General features: G+C 68.9%; 19 protein-coding genes. 12 read left to right on the top strand and 7 right to left on the bottom strand.

The annotated features are described in order from the left end of the window. The first annotated feature begins 3 nt into the window (after positions 1 to 3). From trxB to rpmG, 3 genes are all read left to right on the top strand, one after another. A complete protein-coding gene (gene trxB, locus IM787_RS17695; RefSeq protein ID WP_193678032.1) occupies positions 4 to 957 on the top strand; it encodes a thioredoxin-disulfide reductase in 954 nt (317 codons plus the stop codon). A 230-nt stretch (positions 958 to 1,187) separates the two neighbouring features. Continuing rightward, the gene (gene rpmB, locus IM787_RS17690; RefSeq protein ID WP_193678031.1) at positions 1,188 to 1,421 is read left to right on the top strand and encodes a 50S ribosomal protein L28; all 234 of its coding nucleotides are present in this window, start codon (positions 1,188 to 1,190) and stop codon (positions 1,419 to 1,421) included. Positions 1,422 to 1,433: 12 nt separating this feature from the next. After that, positions 1,434 to 1,604 carry a 50S ribosomal protein L33 gene (gene rpmG / locus IM787_RS17685; protein WP_055899695.1) on the top strand — a complete coding sequence of 57 codons (171 nt, stop codon included), beginning with the start codon at positions 1,434 to 1,436 and terminating at the stop codon, positions 1,602 to 1,604. 117 nt (positions 1,605 to 1,721) lie between these two features. Here rpmG and IM787_RS17680 read toward each other — a convergent pair whose 3' ends face one another. Continuing rightward, on the bottom strand, positions 1,722 to 2,255 hold the full coding sequence (locus IM787_RS17680; RefSeq protein WP_193678030.1) for a hypothetical protein: 534 nt from the start codon (positions 2,253 to 2,255) through the stop codon (positions 1,722 to 1,724). Between the two features lie 125 nt (positions 2,256 to 2,380). Here IM787_RS17680 and IM787_RS17675 point away from each other — a divergent pair, with 125 nt between their 5' ends. Further along, complete coding sequence (locus IM787_RS17675; RefSeq protein WP_193678029.1) at positions 2,381 to 2,788, top strand: DUF3597 domain-containing protein; 408 nt, start codon at positions 2,381 to 2,383, stop codon at positions 2,786 to 2,788. 57 nt (positions 2,789 to 2,845) lie between these two features. Here IM787_RS17675 and IM787_RS17670 read toward each other — a convergent pair whose 3' ends face one another. The 3 genes from IM787_RS17670 to purN form a co-directional block, all read right to left on the bottom strand. Continuing rightward, entirely contained in the window at positions 2,846 to 4,060 is a 1,215-nt protein-coding gene (locus IM787_RS17670; protein ID WP_193678028.1) for a DesA family fatty acid desaturase, read from the bottom strand. 116 nt (positions 4,061 to 4,176) lie between these two features. Next, positions 4,177 to 5,445 carry an RsmB/NOP family class I SAM-dependent RNA methyltransferase gene (locus IM787_RS17665; protein WP_193678027.1) on the bottom strand — a complete coding sequence of 423 codons (1,269 nt, stop codon included), beginning with the start codon at positions 5,443 to 5,445 and terminating at the stop codon, positions 4,177 to 4,179. 7 nt (positions 5,446 to 5,452) lie between these two features. Next, positions 5,453 to 6,034 (bottom strand): phosphoribosylglycinamide formyltransferase, encoded by a 582-nt coding sequence (purN, locus tag IM787_RS17660; RefSeq protein WP_193678026.1) that lies wholly within the window; start codon positions 6,032 to 6,034, stop codon positions 5,453 to 5,455. A gap of 45 nt (positions 6,035 to 6,079) precedes the next feature. Here purN and IM787_RS17655 point away from each other — a divergent pair, with 45 nt between their 5' ends. The 4 genes from IM787_RS17655 (at position 6,080) to IM787_RS17640 (ending at position 10,562) form a co-directional block, all read left to right on the top strand. Beyond that, complete coding sequence (locus tag IM787_RS17655; RefSeq protein ID WP_193678025.1) at positions 6,080 to 6,775, top strand: YceH family protein; 696 nt, start codon at positions 6,080 to 6,082, stop codon at positions 6,773 to 6,775. Positions 6,776 to 6,801: 26 nt separating this feature from the next. Continuing rightward, positions 6,802 to 7,980 (top strand): acyl-CoA dehydrogenase family protein, encoded by a 1,179-nt coding sequence (locus tag IM787_RS17650; protein WP_193678024.1) that lies wholly within the window; start codon positions 6,802 to 6,804, stop codon positions 7,978 to 7,980. Between the two features lie 11 nt (positions 7,981 to 7,991). Then, positions 7,992 to 9,107 carry an acyl-CoA dehydrogenase family protein gene (locus IM787_RS17645; RefSeq protein ID WP_193678023.1) on the top strand — a complete coding sequence of 372 codons (1,116 nt, stop codon included), beginning with the start codon at positions 7,992 to 7,994 and terminating at the stop codon, positions 9,105 to 9,107. 81 nt (positions 9,108 to 9,188) lie between these two features. Continuing rightward, on the top strand, positions 9,189 to 10,562 hold the full coding sequence (locus IM787_RS17640; protein WP_193678022.1) for an alpha/beta fold hydrolase: 1,374 nt from the start codon (positions 9,189 to 9,191) through the stop codon (positions 10,560 to 10,562). Between the two features lie 3 nt (positions 10,563 to 10,565). Here the strand turns inward: IM787_RS17640 and IM787_RS17635 are convergent, their stop codons facing one another. Beyond that, positions 10,566 to 11,123 carry an HNH endonuclease gene (locus IM787_RS17635; protein WP_193678021.1) on the bottom strand — a complete coding sequence of 186 codons (558 nt, stop codon included), beginning with the start codon at positions 11,121 to 11,123 and terminating at the stop codon, positions 10,566 to 10,568. A gap of 166 nt (positions 11,124 to 11,289) precedes the next feature. Here IM787_RS17635 and IM787_RS17630 point away from each other — a divergent pair, with 166 nt between their 5' ends. The 4 genes from IM787_RS17630 (at position 11,290) to IM787_RS17615 (ending at position 17,545) form a co-directional block, all read left to right on the top strand. Beyond that, positions 11,290 to 12,300, top strand: a complete 1,011-nt coding sequence (locus IM787_RS17630) for a bifunctional riboflavin kinase/FAD synthetase (RefSeq protein ID WP_193678020.1) — start codon at positions 11,290 to 11,292, stop codon at positions 12,298 to 12,300. 96 nt (positions 12,301 to 12,396) lie between these two features. Next, positions 12,397 to 15,237, top strand: a complete 2,841-nt coding sequence (ileS, locus tag IM787_RS17625; protein WP_193678019.1) for an isoleucine--tRNA ligase — start codon at positions 12,397 to 12,399, stop codon at positions 15,235 to 15,237. Beyond that, complete coding sequence (lspA, locus tag IM787_RS17620; protein WP_193678018.1) at positions 15,237 to 15,752, top strand: signal peptidase II; 516 nt, start codon at positions 15,237 to 15,239, stop codon at positions 15,750 to 15,752. The genes ileS and lspA overlap by 1 nt, the downstream gene beginning before the upstream one ends. A 125-nt stretch (positions 15,753 to 15,877) precedes the next feature. Next, complete coding sequence (locus tag IM787_RS17615; protein ID WP_193678017.1) at positions 15,878 to 17,545, top strand: Na/Pi cotransporter family protein; 1,668 nt, start codon at positions 15,878 to 15,880, stop codon at positions 17,543 to 17,545. A 1-nt stretch (position 17,546) separates the two neighbouring features. On the opposite strand, the gene IM787_RS17610 is transcribed toward IM787_RS17615, so the two are convergent. Next, positions 17,547 to 18,482 carry a sugar kinase gene (locus IM787_RS17610; protein WP_193678016.1) on the bottom strand — a complete coding sequence of 312 codons (936 nt, stop codon included), beginning with the start codon at positions 18,480 to 18,482 and terminating at the stop codon, positions 17,547 to 17,549. 31 nt (positions 18,483 to 18,513) lie between these two features. Beyond that, positions 18,514 to 18,915, bottom strand: coding sequence for a response regulator (locus IM787_RS17605; RefSeq protein WP_193678015.1), 402 nt, complete (start codon positions 18,913 to 18,915; stop codon positions 18,514 to 18,516). Between the last annotated feature and the right edge of the window lie 17 nt (positions 18,916 to 18,932).

Genomic DNA, 18,932 nt, shown 5'->3' with positions numbered 1-18,932 from the left:
ATCATGACGAACACCAAGCACGCCAAAGTCCTGATCCTCGGCTCCGGCCCCGCCGGCTACACCGCCGCCGTTTACGCCGCCCGCGCCAACCTGCAGCCGCTGCTGATCACCGGCCTCGCGCAGGGCGGGCAGCTGATGACCACGACCGAGGTCGACAACTGGCCGGCCGACGTGCACGGCGTGCAGGGTCCCGAGCTGATGCAGCGCTTCCTCGAGCACGCGGAACGCTTCAAGACCGAGATCGTCTTCGACCACATCAACAAGGTCGACTTCGGCAAGCGGCCCTTCACGCTCACGGGCGACAGCGGCACCTACACCTGCGACTCGCTGATCATCGCCACCGGCGCTTCGGCGCAGTACCTCGGGCTGCCGTCCGAGACGGCGTTCATGGGCAAGGGCGTCAGCGCCTGCGCGACCTGCGACGGCTTCTTCTATCGCGACCAGGTCACCTGCGTCATCGGGGGCGGCAACACCGCGGTGGAGGAAGCGCTGTACCTGTCGAACATCGCGAAGAAGGTCTACCTGGTCCACCGCCGCGACAAGTTCCGCGCCGAGCCGATCCTGGTCGACAAGGTCAAGCAGAAGGTCGCCGAAGGCAAGATCGAGCTGAAGCTGTTCAAGACGCTCGACGAGGTGATGGGCGACCAGACCGGGGTGACCGGCGTGCGCCTGAAGGACACCCAGACCGGCGCCACCGAGGACCTGAACCTGCAGGGCTGCTTCATCGCGATCGGCCACCGCCCGAACACCGAGATCTTCCAGGGCCAGCTGGAGATGAAGGACGGCTACATCCTCACCAAGTCCGGCCTGCAGGGCTTCGCCACCATGACCAGCGTGCCCGGCGTGTTCGCGGCCGGCGACGTGCAGGACCACGTGTACCGCCAGGCGATCACCAGCGCCGGCACCGGCTGCATGGCCGCCCTCGATGCCCAGCGCTTCCTCGAACAAGAGGAATAGGGCCCACCCCCGAAGCGGCCTGCGGCCGCCTCCCCCTCAAGGGGGCGCCCCCAGCGGCCCGGCAAAGCCGGTTCCGCGGCGGCACTGGAGGGTTCGGGCTATAATCGCGGGCTTCGCTGGGCTCGTCCGGCCGGTTACCGCCCCCGTCAGGGCGAGGTGAGCCCAGTCCCTCGGAGCGAACGCCAGCGTTCGCGGTGAGCGACGGGCGGAAGTCGAAAGAGAAATTCCAGATGTCCAAAGTCTGCGAAGTCACGGGCAAGGGCCCGATGGTGGGGAACAACGTCTCCCACGCCAACAACAAGACCAAGCGCCGGTTCCTGCCGAACCTGCAATACCGCCGTTTCTGGGTCGAGAGCGAGAACCGCTGGGTCCGCCTGCGCGTTACCAACGCCGCCGTGCGCCTGATCGACAAGAACGGTATCGACGCTGTGCTGGCGGACATGCGCGCCCGCGGCCAGGCTTAAAGGAGCAAGACCATGGCAAGCAAAGGCGGACGCGAAAAGATCAAGCTGGAATCCACTGCGGGCACCGGCCACTTCTACACGACCAGCAAGAACAAGAAGACGATGCCCGAGAAGATGTCGATCATGAAGTTCGACCCGAAGGCGCGCAAGCACGTCGAATACAAGGAAACAAAGCTGAAGTGACGGCTGGCGCCGCCGGCGCTCCCGTCACCCATCCCCGCGCTCGCGGGGATCCAGGAAGCCCCGCATCGCGGGGCTTTTTTTTGCGCGGCGACATTCCCGGCCGATGCGCGGGCCGGCTCACTCCAGGAAGCGGAGGGTCGAAAGGATCGACCCGGAGGTCTTGTCCAGCCCCTGCTGCGACGCGGGCCTGCGCAGCGTGACCTGGAAGATGTCCGTGGCGTTCAGGGCCACGTAGTAGCTGAAGTGCGTGCTGCCGCCAGCGGTCGCTTCCCTTCGCACCGCGGTCCGCCCGCCCAGCGAGGTGGTCGCGGGGGCCGGCAGCGACGATTTCATCGCGCGCACCTGCTCGGCATACCACGTCGCTATCGGCAGGCCGGTCGGGTTGGCATTGCGCTGCACCCAGAACTGCACGGACAGGCCGGCCCCGCCCGATGGGGCCGCCTCGTCGAACGAGACGGTCTCGGGCCCCGTGCCGGATGCCTGACGCACGCGCCAGCCGGCGGGAAGGCGGGCTTCGAACCCCATGGCCTTGGCCGAGTAGGTACGCCATCCCGGCAAGTCGACCCCGCCATGGGGCTGCGCGTAGGCGGGCGTGGTGGCCAGCTGGAGCGCCAGCACGGCGACCGGCAGGAATCTTGCCATTGCGTTCATGGCGCCCATTGTGGCGGACTGCGGATGGGCTGCGAGGCCGCTCTCGAGCGGGCAAATCGGTTTCGTCCGACACATCCACGGTGGCTGGCAGCCGCAAGATGCGCGTCCGTACAAGGAGAACGACGATGAGCATCCTCGGCAAGATCTTCGACCGCATCCGCGGCCACGCCAGCCCGGACGCGGTGGCGACGGCACAGGCCGCCCCCGGCCCCGCCCCCGCCACGCCCGTCCAGGCTCCCGCACCCAGCCAAGCCGCCCCTGCCCCCGCAGCCCAGCAGCCTGCGGCGGCGCCGGCGCCGGCCATCCAGCGCGTGGACATGGAAAAGCAGCTGGACGACATGGCGGCCAAGAACCCGCAGAAGCTGAACTGGCGCAACTCCATCGTCGACCTGATGAAGCTCGTCGGCATGGACAGCACGCTGCAGGAACGCAAGGAGCTCGCCGACGAGATGGGCTACACCGGCGACAAGAACGACACCGCCGCCATGAACACGTGGCTGCACAAGAAGCTCATGGAGCGCCTGAAGGCCTGACCGCCGCGCCATGAAAAAAGGCCCCTGACGGGGCCTTCCTTTCGCAGCGTACGCCTCTCAGGCGTGCGCGGCGCGCAGCTTGAAGGAGAACTGGCGCAGGGCCTCGATGCCGCTTTCCTCGGCGCGGCGGCACCAGGACTGCAGGTCGGCCGCCAGCTGCTCGCGCGACTGGTTCGTGTTGAGCCACATCTGGCGCAGTTCCTCGCGCATGCTGACCATCTTGTCCAGCACCGGGTGTTCGGCGCGCACCTGCTGCAGCTGCTGGCGCGCGGCGGCCGGCACCTTGTCGTCGTCGCGGTGCAGCCAGCGCTTGGCGGCCTTCAGCGTCGCGAGGTCGTGGCCCTTGGCCTTGAGCACCTCGATCTCCGCCTTGCAGGCCCGGCGCATCTCGCGGGCGTAGCCGGCCATCACCTCGTAGCGGTTGGCGATCACGGCCTCCAGCGTCTTCTCGTCGGCGACCGGCTTGATGGTGCCCAGGCGCAGCTTCGGCGGCACCTTCTTCACCGTGGCCCAGCCGACCTTCTGCATCAGGCTGATGTAGACCCAGCCGATGTCGAACTCGTACTTCTTGACGGAGAACTTGGCCGACGTCGGGTACGTGTGGTGGTTGTTGTGCAGTTCCTCGCCGCCGATGATCAAGCCCCAGGGCGAGATGTTGGTGCTGGCGTCCTGCGCCTCGAAGTTGCGGTAGCCCCAGTAGTGGCCGATGCCGTTGATGATGCCGGCCGCCGTCACGGGGATCCACGCCATCTGCACGGCCCAGACCGCCAGGCCGGCGAAGCCGAACAGCGCCACGTTCAGGATCAGCATCAGGCCCACGCCCTGCCAGCTGTAGCGGGAGTACAGGTTGCGCTCGATCCAGTCATCGGGCGTGCCGTGGCCGAACTTCGTGATGGTCTCGCGGTTCTTGGCTTCGGCGCGGTACAGCTCGGCGCCCTTCCAGAACACGGTGTCGATGCCGCGCGTCTGCGGGCTGTGCGGGTCGTCCACCGTCTCGCACTTGGCGTGGTGCTTGCGGTGGATGGCCACCCATTCCTTGGTCACCATGCCGGTGCCCAGCCACAGCCAGAAGCGGAAGAAGTGCGACGGGATCGCGTGCAGGTCCATCGCCCGGTGCGCCTGGGCGCGATGCAGGAAGATGGTGACGCTGGCGATGGTGATGTGCGTGGTCACCAGGGTGTACAGGACGATCTGCCACCAGGACAGGTCCCAGAGGCCGTTGGCGAGCCAGTCGATCGCCGCGTTCAGCACGGCCCAGTCGGGAAGCAACATGGATGAGGTATCTCTTTCTCTCAGGGTTCAACACGCAGGATTCGTACCGCGTACCGATTGGAGGGATTCTACGGACCGGGGTTCACCTGTAGGAGCTTTCCGACCGACCAGCGGTGTCAGCTTGGGGCTTTTTCCCACGCTGCGGCATAGAAACCGTCCGTCCCGTGCCGGTGCGGCCAGAGGCGGAGGTCCTGTCCGCCCTCGCTGCAGAGCTGCGCCGCGTCGGCGATCCTGGCCTGTTCCAGCAGTTCCTGCACGGAAAGTCGCCTGAAATCGGGGTTTGCGGCCGTGAAAGCGGCGGCGATCGCCTCGTTCTCCTCCCGCAACAGGCTGCAGGTGGCGTAGACGATGCGCCCGCCGGGCTTGAGCAGCCGGGCCGCGCTTTGCAGGATCGCCGACTGCTTAGCCGTCAGCTCTTCCGAAGCTTTGGGTGATTGCCGCCACTTCAAGTCGGGATTGCGGCGGAGGGTGCCCAACCCGGAGCACGGCGCGTCCACGATCACGCGGTCGATCTTGCCGGCGAGGCGCTTGATGCGCTCGTCGCGCTCGTGCGCGATCGCCGCCGGGTGCACGTTCGACAGCTTGCTGCGGGCCAGCCGGGGCTTGAGGTTGTCGAGCCGGTGCGCCGACACGTCGAAGGCATACAGGCGCCCGGTGTTGCGCATGGCCGCGCCGAGGGCGAGCGTCTTGCCGCCCGCGCCGGCGCAGAAGTCCACCACCATCTGGCCGCGGCGGGCATCCGTGAGCAGCGCCAGCAGCTGGGAGCCTTCGTCCTGCACCTCGATCGCGCCGCGCGCGAACGCATCCAGCTTCGTCAGCGCGGGCTTGCCTTCCACGCGCAAGCCCCAGGGCGAATACGGCGTCGGCTGCGCGGCGATGCCGGCGATCTTCAGCTCCTGTCGGACGTCGTCGCGCTTGTCGTTCAGCGTGTTCACGCGCAGGTCCAGCGGCGCCACCTGGTCGAGGGCGTCCACCAGGGGCCAGAAATCCTCGCCCAGCTGCGCCTTCAGCGGCTCGGCCAGCCACTCCGGCAGGTTGTGGCGGTGCCGCTCGATCAGCGTGGCCCGATCGACGGCGTCGCACTGGTCCAGCCACGCCTTCTCCTGCTCGTTCAGCGCGCTCTTGAGGAAGTCGCGGGGACCGGCGAACCCGAGGATGGCGAGACGCCGTTCGCGCGAGCCGCTGCCGGAGCCGGCGAAATGCTCGAACAGCAGCTTGCGTCGCAGCACGGCATACGCCGTCTCGGCCAGCGTGGCCCGCTCGCGCGGACCGAGCGAACGGTGCTCACGGAAATAGCGCGACACCACCGCGTCGGCGGGGTGTTCGAAGCGGAGGACCTGGGCGACCAGGTCGGCGCACGCGTCCAGCAGGGCTTTGGGATGCATGCGGGTCCTAGAGGCGGGGCAGCAGGGCGGCGATGGCCCGCGGGTAGATCAGGTGCTCCTGCGTCAGCACGCGCGCCGCGAGCGTTTCGGCCGTGTCGCCCGGGAGCACGGGGACGACGGCCTGCTCCAGGATCGGGCCGTGGTCCAGTTCGGCGGTCACCTGGTGCACGGTGGCACCGGCGAAGCGGCAACCTGCCTCCAGCGCACGCTGGTGGGTGTGCAAGCCGGGAAAGGCGGGCAGCAGCGAAGGATGGATGTTCAGCATCCGGCCCTGGTAGCGGGCGACGAAGCTGGGCGTGAGGATGCGCATGAACCCGGCCAGGACGACCAGCGCCGGCTGGTGGCGGTCGAGGACGGCGCCCAGCGCGTCTTCGAAAGCCTCGCGGGTGGGGAATTGCTTGTGGTCCACGGCTTCCGCGGCCAGCCCTTGCTCCCGCGCGAACGCGAGGCCGCCCGCGTCCGGCCGGTTGCTGACCACCGCCACGACCTGGGCGCCGTACGCCGCGCGCCAGTTGTCGCGCTGCGCCGCGCGCACAATGGCGGCCATGTTGGAGCCCCCGCCGGAGACCAGGATCACGATGTTCTTCATGTGTGCCGCGATTATCCCAGCCATGCCGGGGGGCCTGCCTTGCCGATGCAGCCGCTGACCGCCGCCGAGGCGCGCGTGCTCGGCACGCTGATGGAAAAGGCCCGCACCGTCCCCGACAGCTACCCCATGTCGCTCAACGCCATCGTCGCCGGCTGCAACCAGAGGAGCAGCCGCGACCCGGTCACGAACCTCGGGGACGCGGAGGTGCAGGAGGCGCTCGACGGCCTGAAGCACCGTTCGCTCGCCTTCACCATGCGCGGCAGCCGCGTCGAACGCTGGGAGCACAACTTCCAGCGCGCCATGGTCGTGCCGGAGCAGTCCGCGGTGCTGCTGGGCCTGCTGATGCTGCGCGGGCCGCAGACCGCCGGCGAGCTGCGCATCCACAGCGAGCGGTGGTACCGCTTCGCCGACATCTCTTCGGTGGAAGGCTTCCTGGAAGAGATGCGCGACCGCTCCGAAGACAAGGGCGGCCCGCTGGTGGTGCAGCTGCCCCGCGCCCCGGGGGCCCGCGAGACGCGCTGGGCCCACCTGCTGTGCGGGCCGGTCGACGTCACCCAGTGGGCCCCGATCGCCAGTGCGGCGGCCGGCCCCACGGCCGACGGCGGCGAAGTGGCCGCCCTCTCCACCCGCATCGGCGCGCTCGAAATGGAGGTGGCCCTGCTGCGGGCCCAGCTGTCCGACCTGTCGGCCCAGCTCGGTTTGTCGCCACCTGGACACCCCGAATCGAACGACCGTGCTTAAATTCCCGATCGCTCCGGAGACAAGAGATGGACCTCGCATTCACCCCTGAAGAACAGCAGTTCCGCGAGGAGGTCCGCGCCTGGGTGCGCGCCAACCTCCCCGAGGACATCGCCCACAAGGTGCACAACGCGCTGCACCTGACGCGTGACGACATGCAGCGCTGGGCCAGGATCCTCGGCAAGAAGGGCTGGCTGGGCTACGGCTGGCCCAAGCAGTTCGGCGGCCCGGGCTGGACAGCGGTGCAGAAGCACCTGTTCGAGGAAGAAACCGCGCTCGCCGGCGCGCCCCGCATCGTGCCCTTCGGCCCGGTGATGGTGGCGCCCGTGATCATGGCCTTCGGCTCGCCGGAGCAGCAGAAACGCTTCCTGCCCGGCATCGCCAGCGGCGAGGTCTGGTGGAGCCAGGGCTACAGCGAACCGGGTTCGGGCTCCGACCTCGCCTCCCTCAAGACCCGCGCCGAGCGCAAGGGCGACAAGTACATCGTCAACGGCCAGAAGACGTGGACCACGCTGGCGCAGTACGGCGACTGGATCTTCTGCCTGGTGCGCACTTCCACCGAAGGCAAGCCGCAGACCGGCATCTCCTTCCTGCTGGTCGACATGAAGTCGCCGGGCGTGACGGTGCGCCCGATCATCATGCTGGACGGCGGCCACGAGGTGAACGAGGTGTTCTTCGACAACGTCGAAGTGCCCGCGGAGAACCTGATCGGCGAGGAGAACAAGGGCTGGACCTACGCCAAGCACCTGCTGTCGCACGAGCGCACCAACATCGCCGACGTCAACCGCGCCAAGCGCGAACTCGAACGCGTCAAGCGCATCGCCCGCAACGAAGGCGTCTACAACGACACCCGCTTCCGCGACGAGATCGCCAAGCTGGAAGTGGACGTCGTCGCACTGGAGATGCTGGTGCTGCGCGTGCTGTCGGCCGAGAAGTCGGGCAAGAACCCGCTGGACATCGCCGGCCTGCTGAAGATCAAGGGCAGCGAGATCCAGCAGCGCTACACCGAGCTGATGATGCTGGCCGCGGGCCCGTACGCCGCCCCCTTCGTCAAGGAGGCGATGGAAGCCGGCTACCAGGGCGAGTACGTCGGCGCCGCGTACATCGCGCCGCTGGCCGCCAGCTACTTCAACATGCGCAAGACCACCATCTACGGCGGTTCCAACGAAGTGCAGCGCAACATCGTCGCCCAGACGGTGCTGGGCTAAGGAGGCAGGACATGGATTTCGATTTCAGCGACGAACAGGAACAGCTGCGCGACGCCGTGCGCAAGTGGGTGGACCGCAGCTACGGCTTCGAGCGCCGCCAGGGCATCACGAAGGCCGGCGGCTTCGATCGCGCCGCCTACGGTGAACTGGCCGAACTGGGCCTGACCGGCCTCTACGTGTCCGAAGAACATGGCGGCATGGCCATGGGCCCGGTCGAGGCGATGGTGGTGCTGGAGGAACTCGGGCGCGGCATGGTGCTGGAGCCCCTGGGCCAGACCCTGGTGGCCAGCGGCGTGCTGGGCGGCTATGCGCCGGAGGAAGTGAAGCAGCAATGGCTGCCCCGGCTGGCCGCCGGTGAAGCACTGGTGGTGCTCGCGCACCAGGAACGCAAGGCACGCTACCGGCTGGACGCGTGCGAAGCGCAGGCCACGCAGGCGGGCGGCGGCTGGAAACTGTCCGGCGAGAAGAGCATCGTGCCGGCCGGTGACCAGGCCGACGCCTTCCTCGTGCCGGCCAAGGCCGACGGCAAGATCGCCCTCTTCCTCGTCGAACGCGGCGCGCAAGGAGTGACGGCGCGCGGCTATCCGACCATGGACGGTGCGCGCGCGGCCGAGGTCACCTTCCGCGATGCGGCGGCCACGCTGGTCACGGCCGATGGCGCGACGGCGCTGGAGCACGCCGTGGACATCGGCATCGCCTGCACCTGTGCCGAAGCGGTCGGCGTGATCGACAAGACGATGCAGCTCACGGCGGAATACCTCAACACCCGCAAGCAGTTCGGCGTGACGCTCGCCACCTTCCAGGCGCTGCGCCACCGCATGGCCGACATGAAGATGCAGCAGGAACTCGCCCGTTCCATGAGCTACTACGCGTCGCTCAAGCTGAACGCGCCGGCCGACGAGCGCCGCCGCGCGATGGCGCGCGCCAAGTACCAGCTGGGCGTGGCGATGCGCTTCGTCGGCCAGAACTCGGTGCAGCTGCACGGCGGCATCGGGGTGACCGACGAATACGTGGGCAGCCACTACTTCAAGAAGCTCACGCAGCTGGAGCTGGCCTGGGGCGACACCCTGCACCACCTCGGCGAGGTGTCGCAACGGATGCAGGACACCGCAGGCGTGTTCGCCTAAAGTCCGGGACACGGGCGAAGGAAGAAGCGGCCACGGGCCGCTTTTTCTTGGGCCCTGCAAAAACGAAGGAGACATCGAAGCATGACCACCCGCCGCCATTTCCTCGCCGCCACGGCCGCCCTGGGCCTGGGCGCCTGCGCCACCGGCCCTTCCATGACCGACCATCCGCCCATCGTCTTCGTCCACGGCAACGGCGACACCGCCGGCATCTGGCAGTCGACGATCTGGCGCTTCGAGTCGAACGGCTGGCCGCGCGAGCGCCTGCACGCCATCGACGTGCCCTACCCGCTGGCGCGTGACGACGACACCAAGCCGCAGCCCGGGCGCACATCGGCGGCCGAGCACATGGCGCACCTGCGCGCCGAGGTCGACCGCGTGCTGCAGGCCACCGGCGCCAGCCGCGTCGTGCTGGTGGGCAACTCGCGCGGCGGCCTGGCCATCCGTAACTACATCCAGAACGGCGGCGGCGCGGCCAAGGTCAGCCACGCGATCCTGGGCGGCGTGCCCAACCACGGCATCTGGAACGTGCCCGGGCGCAACCCGGGCAGCGAGTTCGCCGGCAATGGCCCCTTCGTGCAGGGCCTGAATGCGCCGAAGAACGCGGCCGGCGACGAGGTCGCCGGGCCCGTGAAGTGGATGACGCTGCGCTCGGACAACAACGACAAGTACGCGCAGCCGCACGGCCGCTGGATCGGCGCGCCGGACCTGCAGACGAACGTGGGCTACGACGGCCCCGCGCTCAAGGGCGCGGAGAACGTGGTGCTGGCGCGCGCCGACCACCGCGAGGTGTCCTTCTCGCCCGCCGCCTTCGAGGCGACCTACCGCTTCATCACCGGCCGCGCGCCGCGCACGCTGGAGATCGTGCCGGAAGACCGCGTGCAGCTGTCCGGCAAGGTCAGCGGCCTCGGCCTGGCGTCGGCCGACCCCGCCTCCGGCAACTTCCAGAACAACCTGCCGCTGGCCGGCGCCCAGCTGGAGGTCTTCGCCCTCGACCCGGCGACCGGCGAGCGCCGGGGCGCCGCCGCCCACGCGCAGGTGATCGGGGCGAACGGCGCCTGGGGCCCGTTCGCCGCGCAGAGGGGCGTGCCGTACGAATTCGTGGTCCGCTCGCCCGGCTATGCCGTCACGCACATCTACCGCAGCCCGTTCCCGCGTTCCGGCAGCGTTGTGAACATGCGGCCGCAGCGGGTCACGGCCGAGGCGGACCGCAACGCGCCTTCGCTGGTCATCCTGGACCGCCCGCGCGGCTACTTCGACCCCGGCCGCGACCGCATGGCGTTCGACGGCCAGAACCCGCCGCCGGGCGCGCTGCCGGGCGCCGGCGTGTCGTCCTCCCGCATCCGGCCGCCGCTGCCCTCACGCGCCGTCGCGGCGGAATTCAACGGCGAGCGGATCGTGGGCCGGAACTGGCCGGTGGCCGAGGGCCACGTCTCCGTGCTGGAACTGACCTACTGACGGTCAGGCGTGCAGCCTGGAGTTCTTCGGCAGGTGCGCCATCAGGAACTCCATCTGGTCCGCCAGGATGCGGCGGTTGCGCAGGATGAAGTCCTCCCACAGGCTCGGCACGTAGGGCGCGTACAGGAGCGACATGCCGGCCTGCTCGGGCGTGCGGCTGCCCTTGCGGTGGTTGCAGGCCCGGCAGGCGGTCACCACGTTCATCCAGTGGTCCTTGCCGTTCTGGGCGAAGGGAATGATGTGCTCGCGGGTGAGCTCTTCCTCTTCGTGCAGTTCGCCGCAGTAGGCGCAGACGTTGCGGTCGCGCGCGAACAGCTTGCCGTTGGTGAGGCCGGGCTTGAGGTCGAAGGGGTTGATGTTCGGCACGCCCTTGGTGCCGATGATGCTGTTGACCGTGATGACCGACTGCTCGCCCGTGCGGGCGTTGGTCCCGCCGCGGAACATGGCGACCTCGGCCCCGGCCTCCCAGCGCACCTGGTCGGCGGCATAGTGCAGAACGGCCTGCTCCAGCGAGATCCACGACTGCGGGAGCCCTTGGGCGGACAGCTTCAAGACCTTCAAGACGCGCCTCCATTCATCACGGACGACGCCTTCCGCGAGGCTGTCTGCGCCTCGCGGCAGCGTGAGAGACAATATACCGTGTTTTCGTGAGGGGCTCGTGGCAGGCCATGCGTGCGTTGGCCTTCGCCAACGGCGCCCCGGCGCTATCAAAAAGATACCAACCCCGATGCAGATCCTGCGAGGCTTCCACCACCCCCAGACCGCCGAAGCCTGCGCGCTCACCATCGGCAACTTCGACGGCGTGCACCGCGGCCACCAGGCGATGCTGGCCTTGCTGAACAGCGAGGCCCGGCACCGCGGCGTGCCCAGCTGCGTGCTCACCTTCGAGCCGCACCCGCGGGATTATTTCGCCGCCCTGCACCGCAAGCCGGAGCTGGCGCCCGCGCGCATCGCCACCCTGCGGGACAAGCTGACCGAGCTGCGCAAGTGCGGCGTCGACCAGTGCGTGATCCTGAAGTTCGACGCCCGCCTGTCCGGCCAGTTGCCGGAAGCCTTCATCGAGGAGGTGCTGGTCCAGGGCCTGGGCGCGAAATACGTGCTGGTGGGCGACGACTTCCGTTTCGGGGCCAAGCGGGCCGGCGACTACGCGATGCTGGACTCGGCCGGCAGCCGGCGCGGCTTCGACGTCGCCCGCATGAACAGCTACGAGGTGCATGGCCTGCGGGTCTCGAGCTCGGCCGTCCGCGAGGCGCTGACCCGCGGCGACATGGCCGGCGCCGCCGCCCTCCTCGGGCGGCCCTACAGCATCAGCGGCCACGTGGTGCACGGCCGCAAGCTGGGGCGGGACCTCGGCTTCCGGACGCTCAACCTGCGCTTCGCCCACTGGAAGCCGGCGGCCGGCGGCATCTTCGCGGTCAAGGTGCACGGCCTGGGCGACACGCCGCTGGTGGGGGTCGCCAACCTCGGCGTCCGGCCTTCCCTGGACCCCAGGGACGTCAACGGCGGGCGGGTGCTGCTGGAGACCCATTGCCTGCAATGGCCCGCCGACCTGGGCCCCGAGGGGGCCTACGGTAAAATCATCCGCGTGGAACTGCTGCACAAACTGCACGATGAGCTGCGCTACGACGGCCTCGATGCCCTGAAGGCGGGCATCGCGCGCGACTGCGACGCCGCGCGCGCCTTCTTCGCCGCCACGCACGCCGAGACCCGGCGGCAGACCACGCGCGACCGAATTTAGCGATCTTGTCATTGCGGGCCCGCCCCGCGATCCCTCCCCACGCCCTCCGTGGATGCCGGCCCCAGACCGGCGTGACGATTTCGCCCAAGGCTTTCCATGACCGACAAGACCGACTACCGCGCCACCCTGAACCTGCCCGACACGCCCTTCCCGATGCGGGGCGACCTGCCCAAGCGCGAGCCGGGCTGGGTGAAGGAGTGGGAGGACCAGGGCCTCTACAAGCGCCTGCGCGTGGCCCGGGCCGGGCGGCAGAAGTTCGTGCTGCACGACGGCCCGCCGTACGCCAACGGCCAGATCCACATGGGCCACGCGGTCAACAAGATCCTGAAGGACATGATCGTCAAGTCGCGCCAGCTCAAGGGGCTGGACGCCGCCTACATCCCGGGCTGGGACTGCCACGGGCTGCCGATCGAGAACGCGATCGAGAAGAAGTTCGGCCGCAACCTGCCGCGCGACGAGATGCAGGCGAAGAGCCGTGCCTTCGCCACCGAGCAGATCGACCTGCAGCGCGTCGACTTCAAGCGCCTGGGCGTCCTGGGCGACTGGGACCACCCTTACCGCACGATGGAGTTCCAGACCGAGGCCAACGAGATCCGCGCCTTCAAGCGCGTGGTCGAGCGCGGCTTCGTGTACCGCGGGCTGAAGCCGGTCTACTGGTGCTTCGACTGCGGCTCGTCGCTGGCCGAGTTCGAGATCGAGTACGCGGACAAGAAGTCGCAGACGCTCGACGTGGGCTTCAAGGCCGATGACGCGGCCAGGGTCGCCGCCGCCTTCGGCGTGGCCGACGCGGTGCCGGACACGTTCATCGTGATCTGGACGACGACCGCCTGGACCATCCCGGCGAACCAGGCGCTGAACCTCAACCCCGAGATCGTCTACGCGCTGGTGGAGACGCCCCGCGGCCGCCTCATCGTGGCCGAGACGCTGGTGGAGAAGGCGCTGGCCCGCTACAAGCTGGAAGGCAGGGTGCTCGCGACCACCGCCGGCAAGAACCTGGGGGGCCTGGAGTTCCGCCATCCCTTCTACGACGTGGACCTCGGCTTCCGCCGCCTGTCCCCCGTCTACCTGGCCGACTACGCCACGGCCGAAGACGGCACCGGCATCGTGCACTCCTCGCCCGCCTACGGCCTGGACGACTTCAACAGCTGCGTGGCGCACGGGATGAAGTACGACGACATCCTGAACCCGGTGCAGGGCAACGGTTCGTATGCGCCCGACTTCGCGCTGTTCGGCGGGGAGAACATCTGGAAGGCGGTGCCGCACATCATCGGCAAGCTCGAAGAAGCCGGCCGCCTGTTCGCCACCGAGACCATCACCCACAGCTACCCGCACTGCTGGCGCCACAAGTCGCCGGTGATCTACCGCGCCGCGGCGCAGTGGTTCGTGCGCATGGACGAGGGCGAGGGCGTCTTCACCAGGGACAAGGCGCCCAAGACCCTGCGCCGGATGGCGCTGGAAGCCATCGAGGAAACCAGCTTCTATCCGGAGAACGGCAAGGCGCGGCTGCGCGACATGATCGCCGGCCGGCCCGACTGGTGCATCAGCCGGCAGCGCAGCTGGGGCGTGCCCCTGCCGCTGTTCCTGCACAAGGACAGCGGCGAACTGCACCCGAAGACCATGGAGATCCTCGACCTCGCGGCCGACATGGTGCAGGCCGGCGGCGTGGAAGCCTGGAGCAAGGCCACGACCGAGGAGATCCTCGCGAAAGCGGGCGCGGCCGCCGACGCGGCGCAGTACACCAAGAGCCAGGACATCCTGGAGGTCTGGTTCGACTCCGGCACGACGCACACCACGGTGCTGCGCGGCTCGCACGCGGGCGCGGCGCACGAGAACGGCCCCGAGGCCGACCTGTACCTGGAAGGTCACGACCAGCACCGCGGCTGGTTCCACTCCTCGCTGCTCACGGCCTGCGCGATGTACGGACGCGCCCCCTACCGCGGGCTGCTGACCCACGGCTTCACAGTGGACAGCCAGGGCCGCAAGATGAGCAAGTCGCTCGGCAACGGCATCGAGCCGCAGCAGGTGAGCAGCAAGCTTGGCGCCGAGATCATCCGCCTGTGGGTGGCCGCCTCCGACTACTCCGGCGACATCGCTGGCGACGACAAGATCCTCGCGCGGGTGGTCGATGCCTACCGCCGCATCCGCAACACGCTGCGTTTCCTGCTGGCGAACGTGAGCGACTTCGACCCGGCGAAGGACGCCGTGCCGCTGTCGGAGCTGCTGGAGATCGACCGCTACGCCATGGCGCGCGCGGCGCAGTTCCAGGCGGAAGTGCTGGGGCACTACGAGGTGTACGAGTTCCACCCCGTGGTCGCGAAGCTGCAGGTCTACTGCTCCGAAGACCTCGGCGCGTTCTACCTCGACGTGCTGAAGGACCGCCTCTACACGACGGCGCCCAAGTCGCTGGCCCGCCGCAGCGCGCAGACGGCGCTGTGGAACATCACGCATGCCATGCTGCGCTGGATGGCGCCCTTCCTCAGCTTCACGGCGGAAGAGGCCTGGAAGGTGTTCGGCACCTCCGACTCGATCTTCCTGGAGGAGTACGCCGAGATCGGCGGCCCCGACGAAGCGCTGCTGGCGAAGTGGGAGCGCATCCGCGCCATCCGCGACGCGGCCAACAAGGAGATCGAGGCCGTGCGCGCGCAGGGCCAGGTGGGCTCCTCGCTGCAGGCGAACCTGGTGATCACCGCGCCGGCCGACGATTTCGCCCTGCTCCAGGGCCTGGGAGACGACTTGAAGTTCATCTTCATCACGTCCGCGGTGCGGCTGCAGGCCGGCGACGCCCTGGCGATCCAGGCCGTGCCCAGCACCGACACCAAGTGCGAGCGCTGCTGGCACTGGCGCGCCGACGTCGGGCAGGACGCCGCGCACCCGACGATCTGCGGCCGCTGCGCCGCCAACCTGTTCGGCGCCGGCGAAGCGCGGGTGCACGCCTGATGGCCCGCGCGACCGGCTCCCTCTTCCCGCGCGAAGGCGCGTCGCACAGCCTGCTGCCCTGGCTGGGCCTGGCGCTGATCCTGCTGATCGCGGACCAGTTCACCAAGGTGCTGATCCTCGGCTACTACAAGCTGGGGGACTCGACCACCATCACGTCGTTCTTCAACATCGTGCGGGCCCACAACACCGGGGCGGCGTTCTCCTTCCTGGCGGCCGCCTCCGGCTGGCAGCGCTGGCTGTTCACCGGCATCGGCATCGCCGCGACGCTGTTCATCGTGTACCTGCTGCGGACGCACCCGGGACAGAAGCTGTTCTGCTTCGCCCTGGCCTGCATCCTGGGCGGTGCCGTCGGCAACGTCATCGACCGCCTGCTGCACGGCTACGTGGTGGACTTCCTGCAGTTCCACTGGGGTGGCTGGTATTTCCCCGCCTTCAACGTGGCGGACGCGGCCATCACCGTGGGCGCGGTCGGCCTGGTCCTCGACGAACTGCTGCGCGTGCGCGGAAGCAAGTAGCCGCCCCTGGCGGAACCCCCATGTAAAGGCCGGGGCACGGAACGTGCAGGGGATCACGCCTGCCCGTGGTTGACGGGAAACACCCTGTCCCCTTCCGCCGGGCCGCGGCGTATCATTGTTCAAAAATGAAGCATCTGCTGAACCTGCTGGCGGCCGTCGCGCTGCTGGTCTGGGGCACGTACCTCGTTCGCACGGGCATCCTGCGCGTCTTCGGTGCCAACCTCCGCCACGTGCTGGCGCGCAGCATCGGCACCCGCCCCGCCGCCGCCTTCGCGGGCCTGGGCGTGACGGCGCTGGTCCAGTCCAGCACCGCCACGGCCCTGATCGTCTCCTCCTTCGTCGGCCAGGGCCTCGTCGCCCTGCCCACGGCGCTCGCGGTCATGCTCGGGGCCGACGTGGGCACCAGCCTGATGTCGGTGGTGTTCTCCTTCGACCTGTCCTGGCTGTCGCCGCTGCTGATCTTCGTCGGCGTCGTGCTGTTCATCACCCGCCAGGCGACGGCGCTGGGTCGCTTCGGCCGCGTGCTGATCGGCCTGGGCCTGATGCTGCTGGCGCTGCGCCTGGTCTCGGAATCGACGGGCGTGATGGTGCAGTCGCCCGCGGTGAAGGCGCTGCTGCTGTCACTGTCCAGCGATGTCCTGCTGGAGATCACCGTCGGCGCCGTGATGGCCGTGGTGGCCTATTCCAGCCTGGCCATCGTGCTGCTCACCGCGACGCTGGCCGCCTCCGGCGCGATCCCGCTCGACGTGGCGCTGGGCCTGACGCTGGGCGCCAACCTGGGCAGCGGCCTGCTGGGCGTGCTCGCCACCGCCAAGTCCACGGTGGAAGTGCGGCAGGTGCCGATGGGCAACCTGGTCTTCAAGATCGTCGGCGTGATGATGGCCGCGCCCTTCGTCGGCCTCTGGCTGAAGCTGCTGCAGCCCTACCTGCCGGAACCCGCGACCGTCGTGGTCCTGTACCACCTGGTCTTCAACATCCTGATCGCGCTGATCTTCCTGGCCCTTACGCACATCGTGGCGCGATGGGTGGAGCAATGGCTGCCCAAGCCCGACAAGCACACGGTGGCCGGGCGGCCGCACCACCTCGACCCCTCCGCGCTGGCCACGCCTTCGCTGGCCATCTCCAACGCGGCGCGGGAGGCCCTGCACCAGGCGGACATCGTCGAGACCATGATGCTGGGCATGCTGCGGGTCATCAAGGACAACGACCTGCGCCTGGCCGAGGAACTGCGGAAGATGGACGACACCGTCGACCAGCTCTACTCCGCGATCAAGTACTACCTGACCAAGATCTCGCGCGAGGCGCTGGGCGAAGAGGAAAGCCGCCGCTGGACGGACATCATCAGCTTCACGATCAACATGGAGCAGATCGGCGACATCATCGAGCGGATCCTGCTGGACATCGAGGACAAGAAGATCAAGAAGGGCCGCAACTTCTCCGAGGCCGGGATGGCGGAGATCTGCGAGCTGCACGCGCGGCTGATCGACAACCTGCGCCTGGGCATGAGCGTGTTCCTCAACGGCTCGGTGCGCGACGCGCAGAAGCTGCTGGAGGAAAAGGCGCGCTTCCGCGACCTGGAGCGCGCCTACGCGGGCACCCACCTCACGCGCCTGTCCGAGAACACGGTGCAGAGCATCGAGACCAGTTCGCTGCACCTGGACCTGATCAGCGACCTGAAGCGGATCAACTCGCACATCTGCTCCATCGCCTACCCCATCCTCGATTCGGCCGGCGCGCTGGCGCCCAGCCGCTTCCGCGGCGTGCCGGACGACCGGCAGGGCGCCCTGCTCTGACCTAGGCGCTCGCGCCCTGCGCCAGCGCGGCGCGCACCTGCTCCGCCCGCGGGATCGGGTCCACCGCACCATACCCTTCGGTGGACAGTGCGGCGGCGACCACCGCGTAGCGTGCCGCGTCCTGCAGCGCGTCCCCGGCCACCAGTCGCGCCAGGAGCGTGCCGCCGAAGGTGTCGCCGGCACCGGTGGCGTCGACCGGCCGGCAGCGGTGCGGCGGCACGTGCCAGCGGTTCGTCCCGTCGCTCACCAGCGCGCCCTTCGCTCCCAGCTTCAGGGCGACGACCCGCGGCCCGAGATCCAGGCAGAAGTCCAGCAGCGCGTCGGGGTCCTCGAGGCCGCTGATCGCCTGCACGTCGTCCAGGCTGGGCAGGCAGATCTCGCTGAGCCGGATCAGCTCCCGCATCACTTCGCGCGCCACGTCGAGGGGCCACAGCTTCAGGCGCAGGTTGGTGTCGAAGGAGACCCGCACGCCGGCCGCGCGCGCGGCCGCGACGGCCGCGAAGCAGGTCTCTCGCGCGCTCCCGGAGATCGCCGCGGAGATGCCGGACAGGTGCAGCACCTTCGCCCGCGCGATCCGCTCCAAAGGCAAGTCCTGCGGCCGCATGCGGCTCGCCGCGGAGCCCTTGCGGAAGAAGCTGAAATGGTGGCCCTGCGCGTCGTGCGTGACGAAGTAGATGGCGGTGAAGGCTTCCGGGTCCGTGCGCACGCCCGTGTCATCCACGCCTTCGCGCCGCCACAGCGCGCGCAGCATGCCGCCGTAGGGGTCGTCGCCGACCGCGGACAGGTAGCCGACGCTCGCGCCCTGGCGCGCGGCGGCGATGGCGGCATTCGACGTGTCGCCGCCGAAACCCTGCAGGTAGATGCGGCCTTCGCGCTCGCCGGTCTGGTTGAATTCGACCATGGGCTCGCCCAGGGCCAGGATGTCGCAGCGGCTCATGGCCGCACCCAGGAAGCGGTCGGCGCCTGGCCTACGCCGCGGCCTGCGCGGCCGGCTGCGTGCTGCCGCGCGGCGGCTGCTGCCGGCAGAACTCCACCAGCGCCTCGAGCTCGGTGGACTTGTCGAACACCGCGTCGGCGCCGAGCTGCTTGCAACGCCAGCGCACGTCGCGCGAAGAATGGTTGCTGAGCACCACGATCCTCTGGTCCGGGCGCGCGCGGCGCACCGACTGCAGCACGTTGATGCCGCTGCCCTCGCGCAGGAACAGGTCGATGATGGCCAGGTCCCAGTCGTTGGCGGCCAGCCAGCGTTTCGCCTCGTGCTCGGTCTCGGTCGCGCCGGCGAGCTCGACCTGCGCGAGCTCCTTCAGCGTATCGATCAGGTTCTCCCGGATCGTCGAGCTGTCCTCGACGATGTAGGCGCGAAACGTCATTTGGGGTTCTCCAAGCG

It is taken from the genome of Ramlibacter pallidus (assembly GCF_015070875.1).
Taxonomy (GTDB): Bacteria; Pseudomonadota; Gammaproteobacteria; order Burkholderiales; family Burkholderiaceae_C; genus Ramlibacter; species Ramlibacter pallidus.
The sequence above is the reverse complement of the archived record's forward strand: the minus strand, read 5'-3'. Positions and strand labels throughout refer to the sequence as shown.

Bases quoted from the DNA above. Each gene is read 5' to 3' on its own strand.
- IM787_RS17610 (WP_193678016.1), bottom strand. From the start codon at position 18,482: ATGAGCCGCTGCGACATCCTGGCCCTGGGCGAGCCCATGGTCGAATTC.
- IM787_RS17655 (WP_193678025.1), top strand. From the start codon at position 6,080: ATGCAGCCGCTGACCGCCGCCGAGGCGCGCGTGCTCGGCACGCTGATG.
- IM787_RS17675 (WP_193678029.1), top strand. From the start codon at position 2,381: ATGAGCATCCTCGGCAAGATCTTCGACCGCATCCGCGGCCACGCCAGC.
- IM787_RS17605 (WP_193678015.1), bottom strand. From the start codon at position 18,915: ATGACGTTTCGCGCCTACATCGTCGAGGACAGCTCGACGATCCGGGAG.
- ileS (WP_193678019.1), top strand. From the start codon at position 12,397: ATGACCGACAAGACCGACTACCGCGCCACCCTGAACCTGCCCGACACG.
- purN (WP_193678026.1), bottom strand. From the start codon at position 6,034: ATGAAGAACATCGTGATCCTGGTCTCCGGCGGGGGCTCCAACATGGCC.
- IM787_RS17670 (WP_193678028.1), bottom strand. From the start codon at position 4,060: ATGTTGCTTCCCGACTGGGCCGTGCTGAACGCGGCGATCGACTGGCTC.
- rpmB (WP_193678031.1), top strand. From the start codon at position 1,188: ATGTCCAAAGTCTGCGAAGTCACGGGCAAGGGCCCGATGGTGGGGAAC.
- IM787_RS17650 (WP_193678024.1), top strand. From the start codon at position 6,802: ATGGACCTCGCATTCACCCCTGAAGAACAGCAGTTCCGCGAGGAGGTC.
- lspA (WP_193678018.1), top strand. From the start codon at position 15,237: ATGGCCCGCGCGACCGGCTCCCTCTTCCCGCGCGAAGGCGCGTCGCAC.
- IM787_RS17645 (WP_193678023.1), top strand. From the start codon at position 7,992: ATGGATTTCGATTTCAGCGACGAACAGGAACAGCTGCGCGACGCCGTG.
- IM787_RS17640 (WP_193678022.1), top strand. From the start codon at position 9,189: ATGACCACCCGCCGCCATTTCCTCGCCGCCACGGCCGCCCTGGGCCTG.
- IM787_RS17615 (WP_193678017.1), top strand. From the start codon at position 15,878: ATGAAGCATCTGCTGAACCTGCTGGCGGCCGTCGCGCTGCTGGTCTGG.
- trxB (WP_193678032.1), top strand. From the start codon at position 4: ATGACGAACACCAAGCACGCCAAAGTCCTGATCCTCGGCTCCGGCCCC.
- IM787_RS17665 (WP_193678027.1), bottom strand. From the start codon at position 5,445: ATGCATCCCAAAGCCCTGCTGGACGCGTGCGCCGACCTGGTCGCCCAG.
- rpmG (WP_055899695.1), top strand. From the start codon at position 1,434: ATGGCAAGCAAAGGCGGACGCGAAAAGATCAAGCTGGAATCCACTGCG.
- IM787_RS17680 (WP_193678030.1), bottom strand. From the start codon at position 2,255: ATGAACGCAATGGCAAGATTCCTGCCGGTCGCCGTGCTGGCGCTCCAG.
- IM787_RS17630 (WP_193678020.1), top strand. From the start codon at position 11,290: ATGCAGATCCTGCGAGGCTTCCACCACCCCCAGACCGCCGAAGCCTGC.